The sequence below is a fragment of the Anaerotruncus sp. G3(2012) genome, from assembly GCF_000403395.2.
Classification (GTDB): Bacteria; Bacillota; Clostridia; order Oscillospirales; family Ruminococcaceae; genus Anaerotruncus.
The window spans coordinates 233,492-253,274 of the sequence record NZ_KE159657.1 but is presented as its reverse complement, the minus strand read 5'-3'; the positions used below and the strand labels follow the sequence as shown (position 1 = coordinate 253,274).

The window sequence follows — 19,783 nt, the reverse complement described above, 5'->3', positions numbered from 1 at the left end:
AAGCCGGTTGACTGGAATCAACCGGCTTCTGTTTTTTATTTGAAATCTGCTTGCCTCTAGAAGTTTCGCCCGATACGGCTAAAACAGGATAACGGGCGCCTTTTCCGGGGAAAAGGCGCCTGACTGCTTTTTAATCGGTGTAGAGCGGATACTTCTCGCAGATTGCGGTGACGCCTGCGCGGATTTCATCCGCTTTGGTCTCGAACTCGGTTGCCGTCATCCGGATATATTTGGCAATCAGTGCCATCTCATCCTCTTTCAGGCCGCGGGTGGTAACTGCCGGAGTCCCGACACGAATTCCGCTCGTGATGAACGGGCTCTGCGGATCGTTGGGAATTGCATTTTTGTTGGCCGTGATATACACTTCGTCCAAACGTTTCTCCAGATCTTTGCCGGTGATTCCCATATCCCGCAGATCGACCAGCATGAGATGGTTGTCGGTGCCGCCCGAAACAAGCCGGAATCCCTCTTTGCACAGGCCATCGGCCAATGCGGCAGCATTCTTCACAATCTGCTGCTGGTATTCCTTGAACGAGGGCTGGAGCGCCTCCCCGAAACTGATCGCCTTCGCCGCGATAATGTGCATCAGCGGGCCGCCCTGTGTGCCTGGGAAGATCGCCTTATTGAACTGCTTGCCGAACTCCTCGTCACGGCAGAGGATCAGTCCGCCGCGCGGGCCGCGCAGGGTCTTGTGGGTGGTGGTGGTCACCACATCGGCATAGGGGATCGGGCTCTGATGGAGCCCAGCGGCGACCAGGCCCGCAATATGCGCCATATCCACAAACAGATAGGCTCCGACTTCCTTGGCGATTTCAGCAAACCGGTCGAACTTGATCTCGCGCGGATAGGCCGACGCACCCGCAACGATCAGCTTGGGCTTGCACTCTTTCGCGATCTCGAGTACCTTGTCATAGTCGATATAACCGGTTTCCTCATCCACGCTGTACGGCACAAAATGGTAGTACTTGCCCGACAGGTTGACAGGGGAACCGTGGGTGAGATGTCCGCCATGCGCAAGGTTCATGCCCATGACCGTATCCCCGGGCTGGATCAGCGCGAAATAGACCGCCATATTCGCCTGTGCGCCCGAATGCGGCTGGACGTTGGCGTATCCAGCGCCGAAAATCTTCTTTGCACGCTCAATCGCGATGTTTTCCACCACGTCAACGCATTCGCAGCCGCCATAATACCGCTTGCCGGGATAGCCCTCTGCGTATTTATTGGTCAGGACAGTGCCCATCGCCGCCATGACCGGCTCGCTGACGATGTTTTCAGACGCGATCAGCTCCAGATTGCGGCGCTGACGTCCACACTCTTTTTCAATCGCGCCGCCGACCTCCGGATCGTATTTGCTGATGAATTCCATCCATTCGTTCACCATAAGAAATTCCTCCTAACTCGGTTTTCTGTGCGGTACATCCGCCCCGCCTCATATGGGATGGGTCTATCATACGACGGATTACGCTCCCTGTCAATGCCGCAGCATCATTTTATCTGCGTTTTGGGGCTGCGTGCACCGCATGGCCCAGCACATCTTCGACCGCTTCGGTCACCGCCTCGTTGAAGGTTGGATGCGGGCGGATCACCGACGCGAGCTGCTCGAGAGTCATACCGCCCCGGATCGCGGTGCAGAGTTCACCGATCATGTCGGTTGCGCGGCAGCACATCATCTGTGCGCCAAGCAGACGGTTGGTCTGGCTGTCGAATACCACCTTGATAAACCCGCGGTCAGCCATCTCGATGACTGTTTTTCCGTTCGCGGACATGATGAATTTCCCTGTCCTGACCGGAATGCCTGCCGCCTTTGCGTCGGCTTCGGTCATGCCGACCGAGGCGATCTCCGGGTTGGTGTAGATGCAGGAGGGGACCAGCGAGAGGTCGGTCGAGGGCTGCTCTCCCGCGATCACAGCCGCCACATGCAGCCCCTGTGCCGACGCCACATGCGCAAGCTGGATATTGCCCTTCACCACATCACCGATCGCATAAATCCCCTTGACGCAGCTTTCAAACCGCTCGTCAACCGGGATTGCCCCCCGTTCAAGATGCAGGTCCAGCCCCTGCGCAAACAGCCCTTCGGTATTGGCGCGCCGCCCGATCGAAACCAGGACACCCTCCGCCTGCGCGGCCTGCTCCTTGCCCTTGACAGAAAAGGTGCACGTAAGCCCGCCTTCCGCCTGTTCGATCCGCTCGACCCGCGCGCCGGTAAAGATTTTCACCCCGCGCCGTTTGAGGATCATCGAAAGGTTCTGGGAAATCTCCTTGTCCATCGTGGGGAGGATCCGATCCATCGCCTCGACGATTGTAACTTCGCAGCCGAGCGCACCATAAACCGTCGCAAACTCGACTCCGATCACGCCGCCGCCGATAATCAACAGCTGTTTATAATCCTGCCCGCCGCCGGTCAAAAGCGCGTCGCTCGTGACTACCCCGGGCAGCTCCAGCCCCGGGATCGGCGGCCGCACCGGCTCGGAACCGGTCGCTATCAGGATGTTTTCGGCCTCAAGGACGGTATCCCCCACTCGGACAGTCCGGGCATCCTCTACAAGCGCCTTCCCGCGCACCAGCGTGATTTTATTTGCCTGAAACAACCCCTCGATCCCGCTCACAAGCTGGGAAACCACCTCGTCCTTCCGGGCGTGGATCGCTGGGAAATCGTAGGAAACCCCTTCTGCCCGGATTCCGAACCGCTCGCTCGCGCGGATCTGCTCGAGCAGCTCCGCCGAATGGAGCAGCGCCTTGGTGGGGATGCATCCGCGGTTGAGGCAGGTGCCGCCCACCGCCCTGTCCTCCACCACCGCAACCCGCAGCCCAAGCTGTGCCGCTCGGATCGCCGCCACATAGCCCCCCGGCCCTGCGCCGATGACAACCAGTTGATATTGCTCTGCCATTTCCTGTTCCTCTCTTTCGGTTTGCTCTAAGGACCTGTTCCGTATCTCGTGCGAGCAGGCTTTTTCTGCTGCAAAAATCCCCTTTGCCCCCTGCAAACGGCCATTCACCGGTGAATATGCCCCACAGAAGAAAGTAAGCCGCCTGCGGCCCGCGTCAACAGCCGTCCTAGGCGGCTCTAACCGGTGCACCGCTCCACGAGCAGCCTTTGTAAGTCCTGCACCATCCGTTCTGCACCGCTGTCCGGCTGCGGGAGCTGCCCCACCGCCTCCGCAAGCGGCGCCCCACCGTACCGGCACCCCTTGAGAAGCCCCGGCAGCGCGGCAACCAGCTCCTGATCCATCGCGTCGGAATAGGCCTGCACATCGGTCACGATCCCGCCGTTGACCGCAAATTGCAGGCAGACCTCCCCCCAATCATACCGTTCCGAAAGCTCGCTGGTAAATGGGATTTTTCGTCCGAACCGCCAATCCCACGAGCGGAAGGTCTCCTCCTGTCGGGAAAGCACCGCCCGGTCGAGCCGTTCCTCGGGGAATCGCTCCGGGGACAGCCCATAGACCTCCCCAAACGCCCCGGCCAGTGCCTGCCGCACCTGCTCGACCGTCACACCAGGGCGGAAATCTGTGAGATTGGCGACCCGGGCTTTCACCGAATCGACCCCTTTCGACCGCAGCTTTGCCGCCGAAACGTTGAGATAGGCCGACAGGCTGGCCTTATCCACGTCGATCAGGATGGTGCCGTGATGATAGCAGTGCCCGTCCGCGCGATAGAACGCATTGCCCGAAATCTTGCGCCCATCGACTGTGACATCATTGCGTCCGGTCTTTTCGGCGTGGATTCCCAGCCGGTTGACCGCCCCGACCAGCACTTCAAGCTGCCGGCTGACGTCATAATCCTCCTCGCGCACCAGAAAGGTAAAATTAAGGTTGCCGAGGTCGTGGTAAACCGCGCCGCCGCCCGAGAGGCGGCGGACCAGATGCCCGCCGTCTGCCTCGAGCTGTTCCATGCGGCACTCCTTCCACGCGTTCTGGTTCCTGCCGATCACCACCGTCCGCTGGTTCTGCCACAGGTAGAGGATGCACTCCCCCACCCCCACCGCTTCGAGCAGGCAGGCTTCCCGCGCAAGGTTTCTGTAAGGCAGGGTATTTCCGGTTTCATCCAGATAAATCCGCTCTATCATCCGTTTCCCTGCTTTCTTTTATTTTGAAACAAGGGTGCTTTTTACCAGTGAAAAAGCACCCTCTTGCCGCCTTTGGAGCAGCAAATAACTCGAAAAATGCCTCTTAGGACATGGTCCCCTTATTTCAGAACCCGTATTCACAACCATTTGACACCGTCTGAGCGGGCCTTTTGCCGGCCTGCTGCTTCGCCTTGCAGGGCAGCAAAATCCCTCGCCCATCCGGCATCCCCGGATGATGAGTCCAGGTTCTTACTCTGTAAATTGATAGCGCAGCTTCGGGTTGCGCGCTGCTCCCAGTTCATCCGGCCTGCGGATCGGTGTACGCACCGGCGCTTCATGCAGGCTCTGCGGGTCGGAGAGCGCTGTCTCGTAGATGCTGCGGAAAACCGCTGCCGCCTGATCGAGTGTTTCCTTCGACTCGGTTTCGGTCGGCTCGACCATCAGCGCTTCTTCCACGATCAGCGGGAAGTACATCGTCGGCGGATGGATGCCGTGGTCGAGCAGCGACTTGGCAATGTCCATCGCACTGACCCCGTTCTCTTTCTTGAGCTTCGAAAGGGACATAACAAACTCATGCATACACGGCCCATCATAGGCCATCTCATACAGGCCGGCCAACTCATGCATCAGATAGTTGGCATTGAGCACCGCGTTGGCGGACGCCTCCGGAATCCCTTCGGCGCCCAGCGTGAGGACATAGGTCAGCGCACGCAGCACCACGAGGAAGTTGCCATAGAACGCCTTGACACTGCCGATCGACTGTGCCGGGGTGTCAAACTGGCAGGAATCCCCCTCCCGCACCTGATGGAACACCGGCAGGAACGGCTTGAGCAGCTCCTTACAGCCGACCGGACCGGAACCGGGGCCGCCGCCGCCATGCGGGGTCGAGAAGGTCTTATGCAGGTTGAGATGGATCACGTCAAAGCCCATATCGCCCGGACGCACCATCCCCATGACCGCATTCAGGTTTGCGCCGTCGTAGTAGTTCAGCCCGCCAGCGTCGTGGATGATCCGGGTGATCTCAAGGATATTCTTGTCAAAGATGCCGACTGTGTTCGGATTGGTGAGCATCAGGCCCGCGGTGTCCTCACCGACCGCTGCACGCAGCTTTTCCAGATCGACACAGCCTTCGCTGTTCGAGGGGATGCTGACCACCTCGTACCCGACCATCGACGCGCTCGCCGGGTTGGTTCCGTGTGCCGCATCCGGCACGATGATCTTGGTGCGTTTTCGGTCCCCGCGCGATTCATGGTACGCCTGAATCAGCATCAGGCCGGTGAATTCCCCGTGTGCGCCCGCTGCGGGCTGGAAGGTCATCCCATCCATGCCGGTGATCTCGCAGAGCAGCTCTTCCGCCATGCAGAGCGCTTTCAGACATCCCTGCACCGTATGTGCCGGCTGGAGCGGATGGATCTTGGAAAAGCCCGGCAGGCCGGCCATCTCGTCGTTGATTTTGGGGTTATATTTCATCGTGCAGGAGCCGAGCGGATAAAACCCGTCATTGACCCCATGGGTGCGCTTCATCAGCGCGGTATAATGGCGGCTGATGTCCACCTCCGCAATCTGGGGAAGATGAAGCTTTCTGCCGCGCCGCAGCGCTTCCGGCAGTTCAGCGGCCGGGACATCCAGCCCTGGCAGGATCGCGCAGCCGCGGCCCTCTCTGCTCCGTTCAAAAATCAGTTCCATGTTGCACGCACCTCCTGGATAACCGATACCAGCCTGTCAATCTGCGCCTTGGTGTTCATCTCGGTGACGCACCAGAGAATACCGCCTTCGACCGGATAGCCTCCCAGAATCCCCTCGCCCTCCAGCCTGGAAAGCAGGGCCTGCGGGTCACCCGGACAGCCGGTGACAAACTCATGGAAAAACGGTCCCGTATAGGCCAGTTCAAACCCGCTGATCTTTCCCAGCTCCGCCGCCGCATAATGCGCCTTGGAATAGCACAGCTCCGCGACCTGCTGCATCCCCTGTGCGCCCATCGCAGTCATGTAGGCCGACGCGGTCAGTGCGCAGAGCGCCTGGTTCGAGCAAACGTTGGAGGATGCCTTTTCCCGGCGGATATGCTGTTCACGCGCCTGCAGGGTCAGTACAAATGCGCGGTTCCCCTCCGAATCGGTGGTTTCCCCGACGATCCGTCCGGGCAGTTTGCGCATCATCGCGCTGGTGCAGGCCATAAACCCGAGGTACGGGCCGCCGAATGAAAGCGGCATTCCGAGCGGCTGCCCTTCACCGACCGCGATGTCCGCGCCCGACTCAGCCGGGGTTTTGACCATCGCACAGGCAATCGGGTTGACCCCCATGACGTATTTGGCGCCCGCACTGTGCACCAGCTCCCCGAGGGCGTCCGCGTCCTCAAACTGGCCTAGATAGTTGGGCTGCTGGAGATAGAAACAGGCGGCCTTTGCATCCAGCATCGAAACCAGCGCGTCCTTGTCGGTTACACCATCCTTCATCGGAACGATCTCCACTTCCACATGCGCCGCGTGGCAGTAGGTCTGGATCGTGCGGATCACCATTGGATGTGCCGCCGCGGAGACCAGAACCCGGCCGCGTCTGCGGTCACGGCACATCGCAACCGCTTCCGCTGCCGCAGATGCCCCGTCATAGACCGACGCGTTGGAGACGTCCATACCGGTCAGCTCACAGATCATCGTCTGGTACTCGAAGATCGACTGCAAAATCCCCTGGCTGATTTCCGCCTGATAGGGGGTATAGGCGGTGACAAACTCTTCTTTGGAGGTCACGCTTTTAACGATCGAGGGGATATAGTGGTTGTAGGCGCCCGCGCCGCGGAAGATCACCGGGAACACCCGGTTTTCCGCAGCGAGTGAGCTCACCAGTTCGCTGACCTCAAGTTCGGATTTTCCCTGTGGGATATGAAGTGCTTTCAGCTTCATCCCAGCCGGGACGTTCGCAAACAGCGCGTCGATGCTGTCCGCACCGATCTTTTGCAGCATCTGCGCGCGTTCCTGCCGGGTGGACGGAACATAGCTTCCCATCTGCTTATTCCTCCTCGGCGCAGAACGCCTCATAAGCTGCCGCATCGAGCAGCTCTTCCTTATCAGAAATGCTGCCCACCTCGAACAGCCACGCCTCATAGGGCGACTGGTTGATCAGCTCGGGCTGGTCGAGCAGGTCCTCATTGATCGCGGTGACCTCCCCGGAAACCGGACAGTAGACGTCCGAAACCGCCTTGACCGATTCAACGTCTGCACAGGCTTTCCCCTTCTCGACTTCGTCCCCCACCTCCGGCAGGTTGACAAACACCAGTCCGCCCAATGCATTCTGGGCAAAATCGGTCAGGCCGACCTTTGCGGTATCCCCACTGAAGGCAACCCATTCGTGCGACTTGGAATAAAGCAGTTCTTTCGGTGTATTCATGATTATTTCCTCCTAATAATATGCTTTTTATGGAAAAACACAGATGTATTTATTATGCGCGTTTATAGAACGGAAGTTTGACAACTTCGGCGGCAATCCTGCGCCCGCGGACTTCAGCCTCCACCTGGGTGCCCGGCTCGGTATAGGCGATCTCGAGCAGCGCCATTGCGACCGGATGCCCCAGATACGGACAGTGGGTGCCCGAGGTGGTCTGCCCGATCTTCTTCCCATCCGCGTAGACGTCCGCATGTTCACGGATGATCCCGCGTCCGGTCACCCTCAGCCCTACCCGCTTGCGGGTCAGCGCGCCCTTGGCTTCGATCCCCTTCTTGCCAATGAACGCCTCTTTTCCCATCTTCACGCCAAAGCCCAGGCCGGTCTCGAGCGGGTCGATCGTTTCATCCATTTCATGTCCGTAGAGCGGCATCCCGGCTTCCAGACGCAGGGTATCGCGTGCGCCCAGGCCGCAGGGAATCAGCCCTTCCGGCTTTCCGGTTTCCAACAGCAGGTTCCAGAGCTTCGGGGCGTCCTCGTTCGAGAGGTAGATCTCGTATCCATGCTCGCCGGTATAGCCGGTCTGGGAGATCAGGCAGTCGAACCCGCCTACCTTCCCCTGCCGCACAAAGCTGTAATATTTCGCCGGGATATCCTCGGCCGACGTGAGCTTTTCCAGAATCGCTTTGGCGTTCGGCCCCTGTAGGGCAAGCTGCGCCACGCGATCCGAAATATCCTCAATCGTGCACTCCCCGAACAGGTGCTCCTTCATCCACGCGACATCTTTGTGGCGGTTGGACGCATTCACTACGATCAGATAGCTTTCCGCGGTAATCCGATAAACAATCAGGTCGTCCACCACGCCGCCATCCTCGTAACACATCACACTGTAGCGGACCTGCCCGTCATACATATTGGTAAAATCATTGGTCAGCAGGTGGTTCAGGTTCGCCAGCGCATCCCTGCCCTTATAGATCACCTCACCCATGTGGGAAACATCGAACAGCCCTGCTTTGGTGCGGACCGCCATATGCTCCTCGATCACGCCTGTGCCGTACTGTACCGGCAGCAGATAGCCCGCAAACGGGACAATCTTGCCGCCACATGCGGCATGGCAGTCATAGAGTGGTGTTTTCAGTTCCAACTTGCATCCCTCTTTCCTTTCCGATTTTGCTGCGCCATATAAAAAACGGAGACGTACTCGTTTTACCCGTAGTACGCCCCCGTCATTCATACCTGAAAGATTCTCCTCGCAATGAGGATTGCTTCTTCGGTGCCAGACAGCCTTGCCCAGCTTTCCAGAGTTTCGTCCGAATCCGGTTCTTTTGCCTGAGAGTTTATCGCGACTTCACCTTCGGCGCCGCATTGAAGCGGTCTCTCCCGGACCCATCTTCCGAAAAATATTCAGTTTGGTTACCGCTAGTATACCGGCTCCACCCGTTTTTGGCAACCCCCTTTTCAAAATTTCCGCAAAAAGACCAAATTTATTTTCTCTTTCCAGGCATTTTGAACAAATATGGGGATTCCAAATCTTTTCAGGCTTTCAAACTCTGGATCGTCTCCCAGACCTCCTCCAGAACCGGTACACCGTTTTCGATGTTTTCCCTGCGGGTCACCAGCTCGAGTTCTCCCGGATAAAAGATTTTTCCGCCCGGCGTGGTCGGTTCAGCCGTTTTGATGTCCTCCACAACCGTTTTGATGATGTTGTCGGTGAGCGCTGCAGTGTTCATATGCCTGGGATCAATCGCAATCATCACCTGTGACAGCCCAACTTCTTCGGTATATTTCCGGCCGATGTCGGTGACGGTGTTGGCCCCTGACAGGATCGCTGCCACCAGATCGAGCGCGATCGAAAGCCCGCTGCCCTTCCAGTAACCGATCGTCAGAACACGCTGGGTCTTTTCGATTTCGGCGGGATCGGTGGTGATGTTGCCTTCGCTGTCCCAGCCGCCCGGAACCGGGAGCTGTTCCCCTTTCATCCGAGCCATCTCGATCTTCCCATACGCAAACTGGCTCATCGCGCAGTCGATCACCACATGTTTTCCCTCGCTCTGCGGAACCGAGAGGATAAATGGGTTGTTTCCGATCTTTGCTTCCTTGCCGCCCCATGCCGGGGTATTGGGCATCGTGTTGGTCCAGCAGATTCCCACACAGCCCCGGTCCGCAGCCTGCCACCCATAGGCGCCGCCCCGCATCCAGTGATTGGTGTTGCCGATCGCCACGATGCCGATTCCATGTCCCTGCGCTAGCTCGCATGCCCGGTCCATCGCGAGTCGGGCGTTGGCATTCCCGAGGCCCATATGCCCATCCCAGCGCTCGAAACCGCCCATTTTTGCGGTGCACTCGGGTTTTGCTTTCCCATCTACCACCCCTTTGTCCAGGTAGCTGATGACCCGAGGGAACCGGTTGACGCCATGGCTATAGACGCCATCCACACTGGTATCCGTAAAATTCTGGGCGGCAGCCTCCGCAATCACCGGATCGACCCCACGTCCAAGCAGGATTTCCTGAAAGGTTGCCTTTAATTCCTGTGCCGGGATACGCATTTTGCAACACTCCTTCTTAAAAAATCATCTAAAATATCGTTCGCAGTTTTTATGAAAGCGCTTTTCTATAATCAGTATAGCAAATCTCTTTCAAAAGTCAAGATGCTCCTATTGCCCTTTCTCTAATTTGTCATAATTTATAATTTTAATGTTATTTCAAGCGTTTAAATAGTGCAAAAAGCTGCAATCCAATCAAATCTTTCGATTGGATTGCAGCTTTATTTTTAAAAAATATAAAAAAGCGCTTTTATGAGCTTCTTCCAAGCACAAGCTGCGGCTGCACCACCATAGAGGCATAATGCTCCCCTTTTCGGATCAGCGTCTCCAAAAGCTGCACACTCAGCCCTCCCACCAGTTCAGCTTTGTTGTCAACCGTAGTCAGCTCCGGTTCACAGACCTTTGCATAATCAGAGTGGTTGAAACCGGTCACCGCAATCTCTTCCGGCACCTTGATCCCCGCACATTTTAAGCCTTTGAGCACGCCAACCGCAGTCAGGTCCTCCCCACAGACGATCGCGCTGACCTCCACTTTCGAATCCAGAAGCCGCTGCACCGCCTGCATTCCGCCCTGTAGGCCAAATTCGGTCTCCCTGATATGCGACGCCCCGTCCAGCCCCAACCGTTTCATCGTTTCCAGAAAGCCGGCCTGCTTGCGCTGTGCGCTGTCAGTATCCATGTCCTTCAGATAAAAAATCTCCCGATGGCCCTTCTGGTAAAGGTGGTCAACCGCCAAGGAGATTCCCAAACGATCGTCCACCAGAACCGAGTAGCAGCCGGGCAGATTCAGCTGACCGTTCGCCACCACAACCGGTATATGCTTCAACAGGGACGCGACCCGCTCATCCAGCTCGATTCGGTTGAAGATCGAGCCTACCAGGACCACACCATCCACCTGCTTGCTGGTGACAACATCCAGATACTGTACCGCTTCTTCCAGGTCTCCGCCAGTGTTGCAAAGCTGGACATTATACCCCCGTTTGCTGAATTCCCGCTCAATCGTATAGGCAATACGCGCATACTGCGGCACCCGCACATCGACTGTCAGGATCGCCACTGTTTTCATCGATTTGGAAACCATCCCCCGCGCAATCCCGCTTGGGACATAGTCATATTTTTTTAGAATCTCCTCCACCTTACAGCGGGTCTCCTCATTGACATTCTCTTTCTTGTTCAATACCCGTGAGACCGTAGAGATCGAAACCCCGGCTTCTTTCGCAATATCGTAAATATTCATCTTTTTCCGCTCCTCCTGCTATGCAAAACGGTTGAAAGCCCTTTCAAAATTGTATCCGTTTTAGCGGCAGCTGTCAAGATTTTTGCAGAAGAACGAGCTGCCTCACCGATGGCACAAAACCGGTTGTTTCTTCTTGCTTTCTGTATGAGCCGACAAACATTTCTTGGAATTTTCGTCCAATATTCCTATTGAATTTGCACAAATAATTTTATTAAAATAGATTGTATAAAATGACAAAACTCGACAGATTGGTGGTGATTTTTTGGACTATATCGCTCACTATCGCGAACAGGACCAGGTTGCGCAAACGGTAAAAGAACATCTGGAAGGAACCGCACAGCTTGCCGAACGATTTGCAGCCCCTTTCCAGAGCAGCGAGCTTGCAGGGCTTTGCGCCCGGATGCACGATATGGGAAAATATTCCGAAGCCTTTCAAAAACGTATCCGGGGCGGGAAGCTGCGTCCGGACCATTCAACAGCCGGTGCGCAGGCACTTTTCCGGCAAAATCCGAAGATCGGAAAGCTGCTCGCTTATTGTGTGGCGGGGCACCATGGCGGGCTGCCGGACGGCGGGGATCAGGCCGATACCGAAGCTGACACCACTCTGGCAGGGAGGCTGCTGCGGAAACTGGAGCCTCACGACGCTTTTTTTACCGAAAATGACCTGCCCGCTATTCCCACGCGGCCGTTTGCGCTCCAACCCGCCTCCCGTAAGTCGATCGGCTTTACCCTTTCCTTCTACATCCGGATGCTCTACTCCTGCCTGGTGGATGCAGACTTTCTGGATACCGAGCGGTTCCAGTCGAATGGCACTATTGACCGGGAAATCCCCTCTGATCTGGAGCTGCTGTCGCATAGGCTCGACCAAAAATTAGAAACATTCGGGCACAGTGACCGGCCGATCGACCAGAAACGGTGCGCCATCCTGCGGGACTGCATCGACGCTTCCGTCCATCCACGCGGGCTGTTCAGCCTGACCGTACCGACCGGCGGCGGAAAAACCCTTTCTTCCCTCGCTTTCGCGCTCCGCCATGCCCTGAAAAACGGTTTGGATCGGGTCATCTATGTGATTCCCTATACCTCGATCATCGAACAGAATGGAGCTGTTTTTTCCGAACTATTGGGAGCGGAATCGGTATTGCAGCACCATTCCAACTTTGACTTTTCCGCTGACGACGAACACGGAATCCTGAAAAAGCAGAAACTTGCTTCCGAAAATTGGGATGTGCCGCTGATTGTGACCACCAATGTCCAGTTTTTTGAATCCCTCTTCTCCAACCGCCCCTCCCGCTGCCGCAAGCTGCACAACATTGCCAACAGCGTGATCCTGTTTGATGAGGCACAGATGCTTCCCACCGAATATCTGCGTCCCTGCACACAGGCGATCTCCGAACTGGTGCGCAACTACCGGTGTACTGCTGTCTTATGCAGCGCGACCCAGCCTGCGCTTGGCCGTTTTTTCCCTCCCAGTGCAATACAGGAAATCTGTAAGGATACCGACGGCCTTTACCGGTTCTTCCAGCGGACCCGGATGGTGCTCCGCGGAGAACTCTCAAATGACGCCCTCTGCGAGGAGCTGCAAAGGCTTTCACAGGTGCTTTGCATCGTCAATACCCGTTCCCATGCGCGGGCGCTCTATCACGCCGTTGGCGGCAGCGACTCTTTTCACCTCTCTACACTGATGTGCCCCATCCACCGCAAAGCGGTCATTGATGAGATCCGTCGAAGGCTGCGCGCAGGGACCGACTGCCGGGTCTTTTCCACCCAGCTCATCGAAGCGGGCGTGGACGTGGACTTCCCCGTCGTCTACCGCGCGATGGCTGGGATAGATTCGCTCGTGCAGTCGGCTGGGCGCTGCAACCGTGAGTACAGGCACTCGGTCGGCGATGTATTCGTTTTTGAACCGGAACCTGCCTACCAGCCCCGTTCACACTCCTTGCGGCGTCCGGCTGAACTGGCACGTAATATCCTCCAAAAGCATCCCGATCCCCTTTCCCTCGAGACGATTCACACCTACTTCACCCGGCTTTATGAGGTCTCCGGGGACGATAGCCTGGATATAAAAGATATCTGCCGCAAACTGGAAGCGAGTGTGACCGCATACAGTTTTCCCTTTGCTGAGATTGCACGATCGTTCGAGCTGATCGGGCAGGCTACCCGTCCGGTTGTGATCCCATTCGATCAGCGGGCTGAACAGCTCATCGCCAAACTGCGCAGCGGTCCCCCACAGCGCGACCTCATCCGCGCGATGCAGCCTTATACAGTTTCGGTCTATGAACCGGAATACCGGGCACTTCAGGCGGATGGGAAGCTGGAACAGCCCTGCGACGGATTGTCCATACTCGCCGACCCGGAAGGGTATCATCCGCAAACCGGTCTGATTCTGTCGGAGGGTTCCGGCGGACAGGGCATCTTTTTCTGAAAGGAAGTGGTCTTTTGGGCTATGGAATCAAGCTGGAAGTCTGGGGCGATTATGCGCTTTTCTCCCGTCCGGAGATGAAGGTCGAGCGGGTGAGTTACGACATAATTACCCCTTCCGCCGCGCGCGGTATTCTGGACGCAATCTATTGGAAACCTGCAATCCGCTGGGTGATCGACCGCATCCAGGTGTGCAGTCCGGTTGTTTTCACCAATATCCGGCGCAACGAGGTCAGCTCCAAACTCTCACACAGTACCGCCTGGTCGGTGATGAACGGTTCCCGAAAACCGCTCTATATCAACACCTCAGCGGACATCCAGCAGCGCGCTTCCCTGCTGCTGCGCAACGTCCGCTATCTGATCGAAGCGCACTTCGAGATGACCGACAAGGCCGGCGAGCGGGACGACGAGAAAAAGCACTATAATATTGCGCTGCGCCGGATGCGGGAAGGGCAATGCTTCCACCAGCCCTGCCTGGGCTGCCGGGAGTTCCCCGCACAGTTCCGGCTGGTCGAAGATGATCCGCCGGCCCCGCTCCCCGAAACCCGCGATCTGGGTTACATGCTCTACGACATGGACTTCAGAGATCCGGAAAATATCCAGCCGATCTTTTTCCGGGCGCGGATGGAGAACGGTGTGGTCGATCTGACCGACTGTGAGGTGGTACGATGATTCTGCAATCGCTCCTTCGGTATTACGAAATTCTCGCGGACGACCCCGAAAGCGGGATCGCGCGTCCGGGCTGGGCGTATGTCAAAGTTTCGCTGATCGCCTCCCTCTCCCCCGAAGGGGAGCTGCTCGGCCTGATCCCCTGTAAAATCCAGCAGCAGCGCGGGAAAAAGCTGGCCGAGGTCCCGCAGTTGATGCTGATGCCCGAACCGGCGAAAAAAGCATCAGGGGTGCGCGCCAACTTTCTTTGTGAAAACGCAGAATACGTCTTTGGTTTGGATACCAAAGGCAGGCCGGAACGCACCCGGAGATGTTTCGAAGCATTCCGGGAAAAACATCTGCGGCTGCTCGGATCGCTCGAAGTCCCGGAAGCCAGGGCGATCTGTAGATTTGTCTCCCGCTGGAACCCGGATACCGCCGCACAGCACCCGCTATTACAGTCCAGTCTCGATGATCTGGCTGCTGGAGCCAACATCGCCTTCCAGCTGGAGGGTGGCAGATTACTCCACAAGGTGCCGGAAATACAGGCAGCATGGGAAGCCGACCGGGAGGCTGGCAGCAGCACTGTGCGAGGACAATGCCTTGTCAGTGGGGAGCTGCGTCCGATCGCGCGCCTGCATCCCAGTATCAAAGGAGTGCAGGGGGCGCAGGCGGTTGGGGCTTCGATCGTCTCGTTCAATGCACGTGCCTACGAATCCTACGGTAGGGAGAATGGACAGGGATTGAATGCGCCGGTCAGCGAGTATGCCGCATTCGCCTACACGACGGTGCTGAACCGCCTGCTCGCCGGCTCCGCCTATCGGATGCGGCTCGGGGACGCAACCGTCGTCTACTGGGCAGAAGCGCCCGGCACCGCTTATCAGGAGGTCTCGCAGCTGTTTATGAATCCGCCGATGGATGAGGGGGGAACCAATGCGGTGCAGGACACCGCCACCGAATCTATGATTAGACGGGCGATCGGAAAGGTCGCTTCCGGGCTGCCGGTCGCCTCCGCTTTTCACCTTGATCCCAATGTGCAGTTCTGCATCCTCGCGCTCTCTCCCAATTCGGCGCGGCTTTCTGTGCGTTTTTTCCTGCGGGACAGCTTTGGAAATTTCCTGGAGCGGATCACCGCCCATTATCGGGACTTGCAGCTTGCACATGCACCGTTTGAGCCAGAGGTGTTCCCCCCATGGAAGCTGCTGGCAGAAACCGTTTCTCCCGCTTCCCGGGACAAGTCCGCTTCCCCGCTGCTCTCCGGCGCGGTGATGCGTGCGATCCTCACCGGCTCCCCTTACCCCGAATCACTCGCTTCGGCAATCCATCTGCGCATCCGCGCGGAACATGAGGTCAGTTATTACAAGGCGGCAATCTTAAAAGCCTGCCTTCTCCGCAAACGTCTCAAACCATCTGATCGGGAGGTATTGACTGTGTCACTCAATGAACAATCCACCAACAAAGCCTATGTGCTCGGGCGGCTGTTCTCCGTATTGGAAAAGGCCCAACAGGACGCCAGTCCCGGGATCAGCACCACCATTCGGGACCGCTATTTTGCTTCCGCCTGTGCCAACCCTTCTTCGGTCTTTCCAACCCTCCTACGGCTCTCAATGGCGCATATTTCCAAGGCAGAGTACGGCACGACCAGCTATAACAGGATTGACAGCCTGCTCGGCAAACTGGAGGTAACGGATGATCCGTTTCCGGCGCAGCTTTCGCTTGACGAACAGGGCATCTTCATCCTTGGGTACTACCATCAAAATCGTGCTAATTATGCCAAAGCTGAGAAGAAAGAGGAGGAACAGCAGCCATGAGTGAAGCCATTAAAAATCGATACGAATTTATCATCCTGTTCGATGTAGAGAACGGCAATCCCAACGGCGACCCGGATGCAGGCAACCTGCCGCGCGTCGATGCAGAGACCGGACATGGCCTTGTAACCGACGTTTGCCTCAAACGCAAGATCCGCAACTATGTCGAGACCGTAAAAGAGAGTACACCTGGTTTTCAAATCTACATCAAAGAGAACGTTCCCCTCAATACCAGTGACCAGAAAGCGTTTGCACATGAAGGGGTGGAGGAATCCCAGCTCAAGGAGCTGAAAAAAGACCGCCCTAATATTGATGCGGCGATCCGGGACTATATGTGCCGGGAGTTTTATGACATACGCACCTTTGGCGCGGTAATGACCACCTTCGTGAAAGCAAAACTAAACTGCGGTCAGGTACGCGGCCCGGTACAGATCGGTTTTGCGCGCAGCATCGACCCGATCTTCTCCAAAGAGGTGACCATTACCCGTGTTGCGATCACAACCGAAGAGGATGCACTGAAAAAAGGGACCGAGATGGGCCGCAAATACATTGTTCCGTATGCGCTCTACCGCGCGGAAGGATATGTCTCGGCCAACCTTGCCCGCAGATTTACCGGTTTCTCGGAGGAGGACCTGGAACTGCTTTGGGAAGCGATCATCAACATGTTCGAGCACGATCACTCAGCCGCGCGCGGCAAGATGGCGGTGCGGGAGCTGATCGTCTTCCGCCACGAGAGCGAACTGGGCAATGCGCCTTCCCACAGACTGTTCGATCTGGTGCAGGTGCACCGCCGTGAGGGCGTACAGGCTCCTCGGGCCTATACCGATTATGAGGTACGGATTGATGAGGCCGCAGTGCCGGCCGGCGTCACCTGTATCCGCAAGGTCTGACATGGAGTATCGGGAAGAAGACTTTCTCAGTCTGTCCGGATTACAGCATTTTTCCTTCTGTCGGAGACAATGGGCGCTGATCCATATTGAACAGCAGTGGCAGGAGAACCTTCGCACCGTCGAGGGGGCTCTTCTGCACCAGAAAGCCCACGGCCCATTTGTCACCGAGAAGCGAGGCGATCTGCTGATCTCCCGTGGGATGCCAGTTTTCTCACGTTCCCTCGGGGTCAACGGTGTATGTGATGTGGTCGAATTGCGTGCCGCTCCGGATGGTGTGCCAATCGCCGGACGGGACGGACGCTATCTGCCCATGGCAGTAGAGTATAAACGCGGTTCCCCGAAAGAGGACGATTGCGACCGGCTCCAAGTCTGCTGCCAGTCGCTCTGTCTGGAGGAGATGTTTGGATGTGAAATTCCAGAAGCAGCTCTCTATTATGGGGAAACTGGGCGCCGTACCCGTGTTCCCTTGGGAGAAGACCTGCGCTGTCGGGTGCGGGAGATGCTCAATGAAATGCATATGCTGTTTTCCCGCCGGTACACCCCCAAGGCCAAGCCTGCAAAACACTGCAACGCGTGTTCCCTGAAAGAACTTTGCTTACCCAAACTTTATCGGAAAAGCTCGGTCCAACCCTATCTCCAAAGATATTTATGATTGAAATGCCCCAAAAGGATCCAACCATTTTTTTGCGGCAGCGGCCTTTTGGACGCAGTCGCAAAAGGCCGCTGTTTCACATCACATGATCAACAAACACGCTGCATACTTGCAGGCAATACCTGCCGCTCAAAAATAAAGTCATTTTTTAAGCAGGCTGACCATATAGGAGGAACCATCATGAGAAAGCTGGGCAATACCCTTTATGTTACCCTGCCGGACGTCTACCTGTCTCTGGACGGGGAAAACATCGTTGTCCTGCAAGATGGTAAGGAAGTGAGACGGATTCCCCTGCACAATCTGGAAAGCATCCTGGTGTTTGGCTATACAGGTGCAAGCCCTGCCCTGATGGGTGCCTGTGCCCGGCGTGGAATCGCGCTGTCCTTCTTCACACCCAGTGGGAGGTTTCTCTCCCGGGTGACCGGGGAAGGTCACGGAAATGTGGTACTTCGCAAAACCCAGTATCGCATTTCGGATGATGAGCAGCAGAGCCTTGGGATTGCGCGGTCATTTCTGTTTGGAAAGCTCCACAACTCCCGCTGGGTACTTGAACGGGCGATGAGGGATCATCCGATGCGTTTGGATGCCACCAAAGTGGATCGTGCTTCCGGATTTTTGAAAAATGCGCTGGGGCAGCTCTCCCAAGCGCAAAATTTGGAACAGCTGCGCGGTGTGGAAGGAGAAGCTGCTTCCCGCTATTTCTCCGTCTTTGACGAGCTGATCCTGCAACAGAAAGATTCCTTTTCGTTTTCGTCCCGCAGCCGCCGTCCACCTCTCGACCGAGTCAACGCGCTGCTTTCATTCACTTACTCCTTGCTAGCGCACGATGTTTCTTCCGCGCTGGAGTCGGTGGGTCTCGATCCTTACGTCGGGTTCCTGCACAGGGATCGCCCTGGCCGTACCTCCCTCAGTCTCGACTTGATGGAAGAATTCCGCTCGGTAATCGCTGACCGGTTTGTCCTGTCAATTATCAATAAAAAACAGGTCAAGGCAACCGGATTCACTGAAAAGGAGAACGGCGCAATCCTGATGGATGATGATACCCGTCGATCTGTCCTCAACGCATGGCAGCTCAGAAAGCAGGAGCTGTTGACACATCCATTTTTAGAAGAAAAAATACCGTGGGGACTTGCCCCGTATATTCAGGCGATGTTGCTCGCCCGCTATCTCCGCGGAGATTTGGATGGGTATCCCCCATTTTTCTGGAAGTAGGTGATCTCTATTGTTGGTATTGATAACCTATGATGTCAACACCCAGACATCAGCCGGACGAAAGCGGCTTCGTCAAGTAGCCAAACAGTGTATAAACTATGGACAGCGTGTCCAAAATTCCGTGTTTGAATGTCATATGGATGCCGCTCTTTGTCGGTCAGTCCAGCAAAAATTAATATCGCTCATTGACCCGGAAACCGATAGTCTGAGATTTTATTATCTTGGAAACCAATATAAAAAGAAAGTCGAACATATTGGAGCCAAAGCCAGTTTTGATGTAAACGATCCTCTGATTCTGTAAAATTCGAGTCCCGTTCAAACAGTGCGAATGTTAAGCACACAGAAAATCCTCTGGGATTCGCACCACAAATATTCCGTCTGCCATTCACAAACAAAAAGTTTTCTAACGGCTCCCTTTCTTTATTTATCTAAAAGACTCATAATATTCTATGTTTATCACAAAGAACGCTCTTCTGTTTTGTGTTTTTTTGCTGTCGCGCTCCTCGCGGAGCGCGTGGATTGAAATAATAACCGGGGCCAGAAATGGCACGCCGCGCCGGTCGCGCTCCTCGCGGAGCGCGTGGATTGAAATCGCCATTGTAATTGTTGGCTGCATGATCAGGATCGGGTCGCGCTCCTCGCGGAGCGCGTGGATTGAAATTACTACGATCGGAAGTGGTATGAAGTGCCCGTGGTGTCGCGCTCCTCGCGGAGCGCGTGGATTGAAATTGAACTGCGGAACGTTTGAGATTGACAGCGCAAAGGTCGCGCTCCTCGCGGAGCGCGTGGATTGAAATCCGCCTGCTGGACGGTGAGATCCAGATTATCCCCGTGTCGCGCTCCTCGCGGAGCGCGTGGATTGAAATTGGACGATATTATCGCCTATGCCGTGGTAACGGTGTCGCGCTCCTCGCGGAGCGCGTGGATTGAAATC

At 56.3% G+C, this 19,783-nt stretch carries 16 protein-coding genes, 1 CRISPR repeat array and 1 riboswitch; of the genes, 7 read left to right on the top strand and 9 right to left on the bottom strand.

What is annotated here, in order from left to right:
* Positions 1-130: 130 nt before the first annotated feature.
* The 9 genes from glyA to C814_RS07100 form a co-directional block, all read right to left on the bottom strand.
* Positions 131-1,381 (bottom strand): serine hydroxymethyltransferase, encoded by a 1,251-nt coding sequence (glyA, locus tag C814_RS07140; RefSeq protein WP_016314957.1) that lies wholly within the window; start codon positions 1,379-1,381, stop codon positions 131-133.
* A 109-nt stretch (positions 1,382-1,490) separates the two neighbouring features.
* Positions 1,491-2,888, bottom strand: coding sequence for a dihydrolipoyl dehydrogenase (gene lpdA / locus C814_RS07135; protein ID WP_016314956.1), 1,398 nt, complete (start codon positions 2,886-2,888; stop codon positions 1,491-1,493).
* 176 nt (positions 2,889-3,064) lie between these two features.
* Positions 3,065-4,066: a lipoate--protein ligase gene (locus C814_RS07130; protein WP_016314955.1), complete on the bottom strand. Its 1,002-nt coding sequence runs from the start codon at positions 4,064-4,066 to the stop codon at positions 3,065-3,067.
* A 249-nt stretch (positions 4,067-4,315) separates the two neighbouring features.
* The gene (gene gcvPB / locus C814_RS07125; RefSeq protein ID WP_016314954.1) at positions 4,316-5,752 is read right to left on the bottom strand and encodes an aminomethyl-transferring glycine dehydrogenase subunit GcvPB; all 1,437 of its coding nucleotides are present in this window, start codon (positions 5,750-5,752) and stop codon (positions 4,316-4,318) included.
* A complete protein-coding gene (gcvPA, locus tag C814_RS07120) occupies positions 5,743-7,065 on the bottom strand; it encodes an aminomethyl-transferring glycine dehydrogenase subunit GcvPA (RefSeq protein WP_016314953.1) in 1,323 nt (440 codons plus the stop codon). Before gcvPA ends, gcvPB begins: the two co-directional genes overlap by 10 nt.
* A gap of 4 nt (positions 7,066-7,069) precedes the next feature.
* Positions 7,070-7,447 (bottom strand): glycine cleavage system protein GcvH, encoded by a 378-nt coding sequence (gcvH, locus tag C814_RS07115; RefSeq protein ID WP_016314952.1) that lies wholly within the window; start codon positions 7,445-7,447, stop codon positions 7,070-7,072.
* 52 nt (positions 7,448-7,499) lie between these two features.
* Entirely contained in the window at positions 7,500-8,585 is a 1,086-nt protein-coding gene (gcvT, locus tag C814_RS07110; protein WP_022788193.1) for a glycine cleavage system aminomethyltransferase GcvT, read from the bottom strand.
* Positions 8,586-8,748: 163 nt separating this feature from the next.
* Positions 8,749-8,834: riboswitch (glycine riboswitch) on the bottom strand.
* 142 nt (positions 8,835-8,976) lie between these two features.
* A complete protein-coding gene (gene yiaK / locus C814_RS07105) occupies positions 8,977-9,987 on the bottom strand; it encodes a 3-dehydro-L-gulonate 2-dehydrogenase (protein ID WP_016314950.1) in 1,011 nt (336 codons plus the stop codon).
* Between the two features lie 247 nt (positions 9,988-10,234).
* A complete protein-coding gene (locus C814_RS07100; RefSeq protein ID WP_016314949.1) occupies positions 10,235-11,221 on the bottom strand; it encodes a LacI family DNA-binding transcriptional regulator in 987 nt (328 codons plus the stop codon).
* A 262-nt stretch (positions 11,222-11,483) separates the two neighbouring features.
* Between C814_RS07100 and C814_RS07095 the strand changes: the two genes are divergently transcribed.
* The 7 genes from C814_RS07095 to cas2 all read left to right on the top strand — a co-directional run bounded on the left by C814_RS07095 (position 11,484) and on the right by cas2 (position 19,150).
* A complete protein-coding gene (locus C814_RS07095; protein WP_016314948.1) occupies positions 11,484-13,643 on the top strand; it encodes a CRISPR-associated helicase/endonuclease Cas3 in 2,160 nt (719 codons plus the stop codon).
* 14 nt (positions 13,644-13,657) lie between these two features.
* Complete coding sequence (gene cas5c, locus C814_RS07090; RefSeq protein ID WP_016314947.1) at positions 13,658-14,311, top strand: type I-C CRISPR-associated protein Cas5c; 654 nt, start codon at positions 13,658-13,660, stop codon at positions 14,309-14,311.
* Positions 14,308-16,098, top strand: coding sequence for a type I-C CRISPR-associated protein Cas8c/Csd1 (gene cas8c, locus C814_RS07085; protein ID WP_016314946.1), 1,791 nt, complete (start codon positions 14,308-14,310; stop codon positions 16,096-16,098). The genes cas5c and cas8c overlap by 4 nt, the downstream gene beginning before the upstream one ends.
* Positions 16,095-16,985 (top strand): type I-C CRISPR-associated protein Cas7/Csd2, encoded by an 891-nt coding sequence (cas7c, locus tag C814_RS07080; RefSeq protein WP_016314945.1) that lies wholly within the window; start codon positions 16,095-16,097, stop codon positions 16,983-16,985. The genes cas8c and cas7c overlap by 4 nt, the downstream gene beginning before the upstream one ends.
* 1 nt (position 16,986) lies before the next feature.
* Complete coding sequence (cas4, locus tag C814_RS07075) at positions 16,987-17,637, top strand: CRISPR-associated protein Cas4 (RefSeq protein WP_022788192.1); 651 nt, start codon at positions 16,987-16,989, stop codon at positions 17,635-17,637.
* A gap of 180 nt (positions 17,638-17,817) precedes the next feature.
* Complete coding sequence (gene cas1c / locus C814_RS07070) at positions 17,818-18,849, top strand: type I-C CRISPR-associated endonuclease Cas1c (RefSeq protein WP_016314943.1); 1,032 nt, start codon at positions 17,818-17,820, stop codon at positions 18,847-18,849.
* A gap of 10 nt (positions 18,850-18,859) precedes the next feature.
* Entirely contained in the window at positions 18,860-19,150 is a 291-nt protein-coding gene (cas2, locus tag C814_RS22750) for a CRISPR-associated endonuclease Cas2 (protein ID WP_016314942.1), read from the top strand.
* A 192-nt stretch (positions 19,151-19,342) separates the two neighbouring features.
* Positions 19,343-19,782: direct repeats of the CRISPR family, unit length 33 nt; unit sequence GTCGCGCTCCTCGCGGAGCGCGTGGATTGAAAT.
* Position 19,783 lies beyond the last annotated feature (1 nt).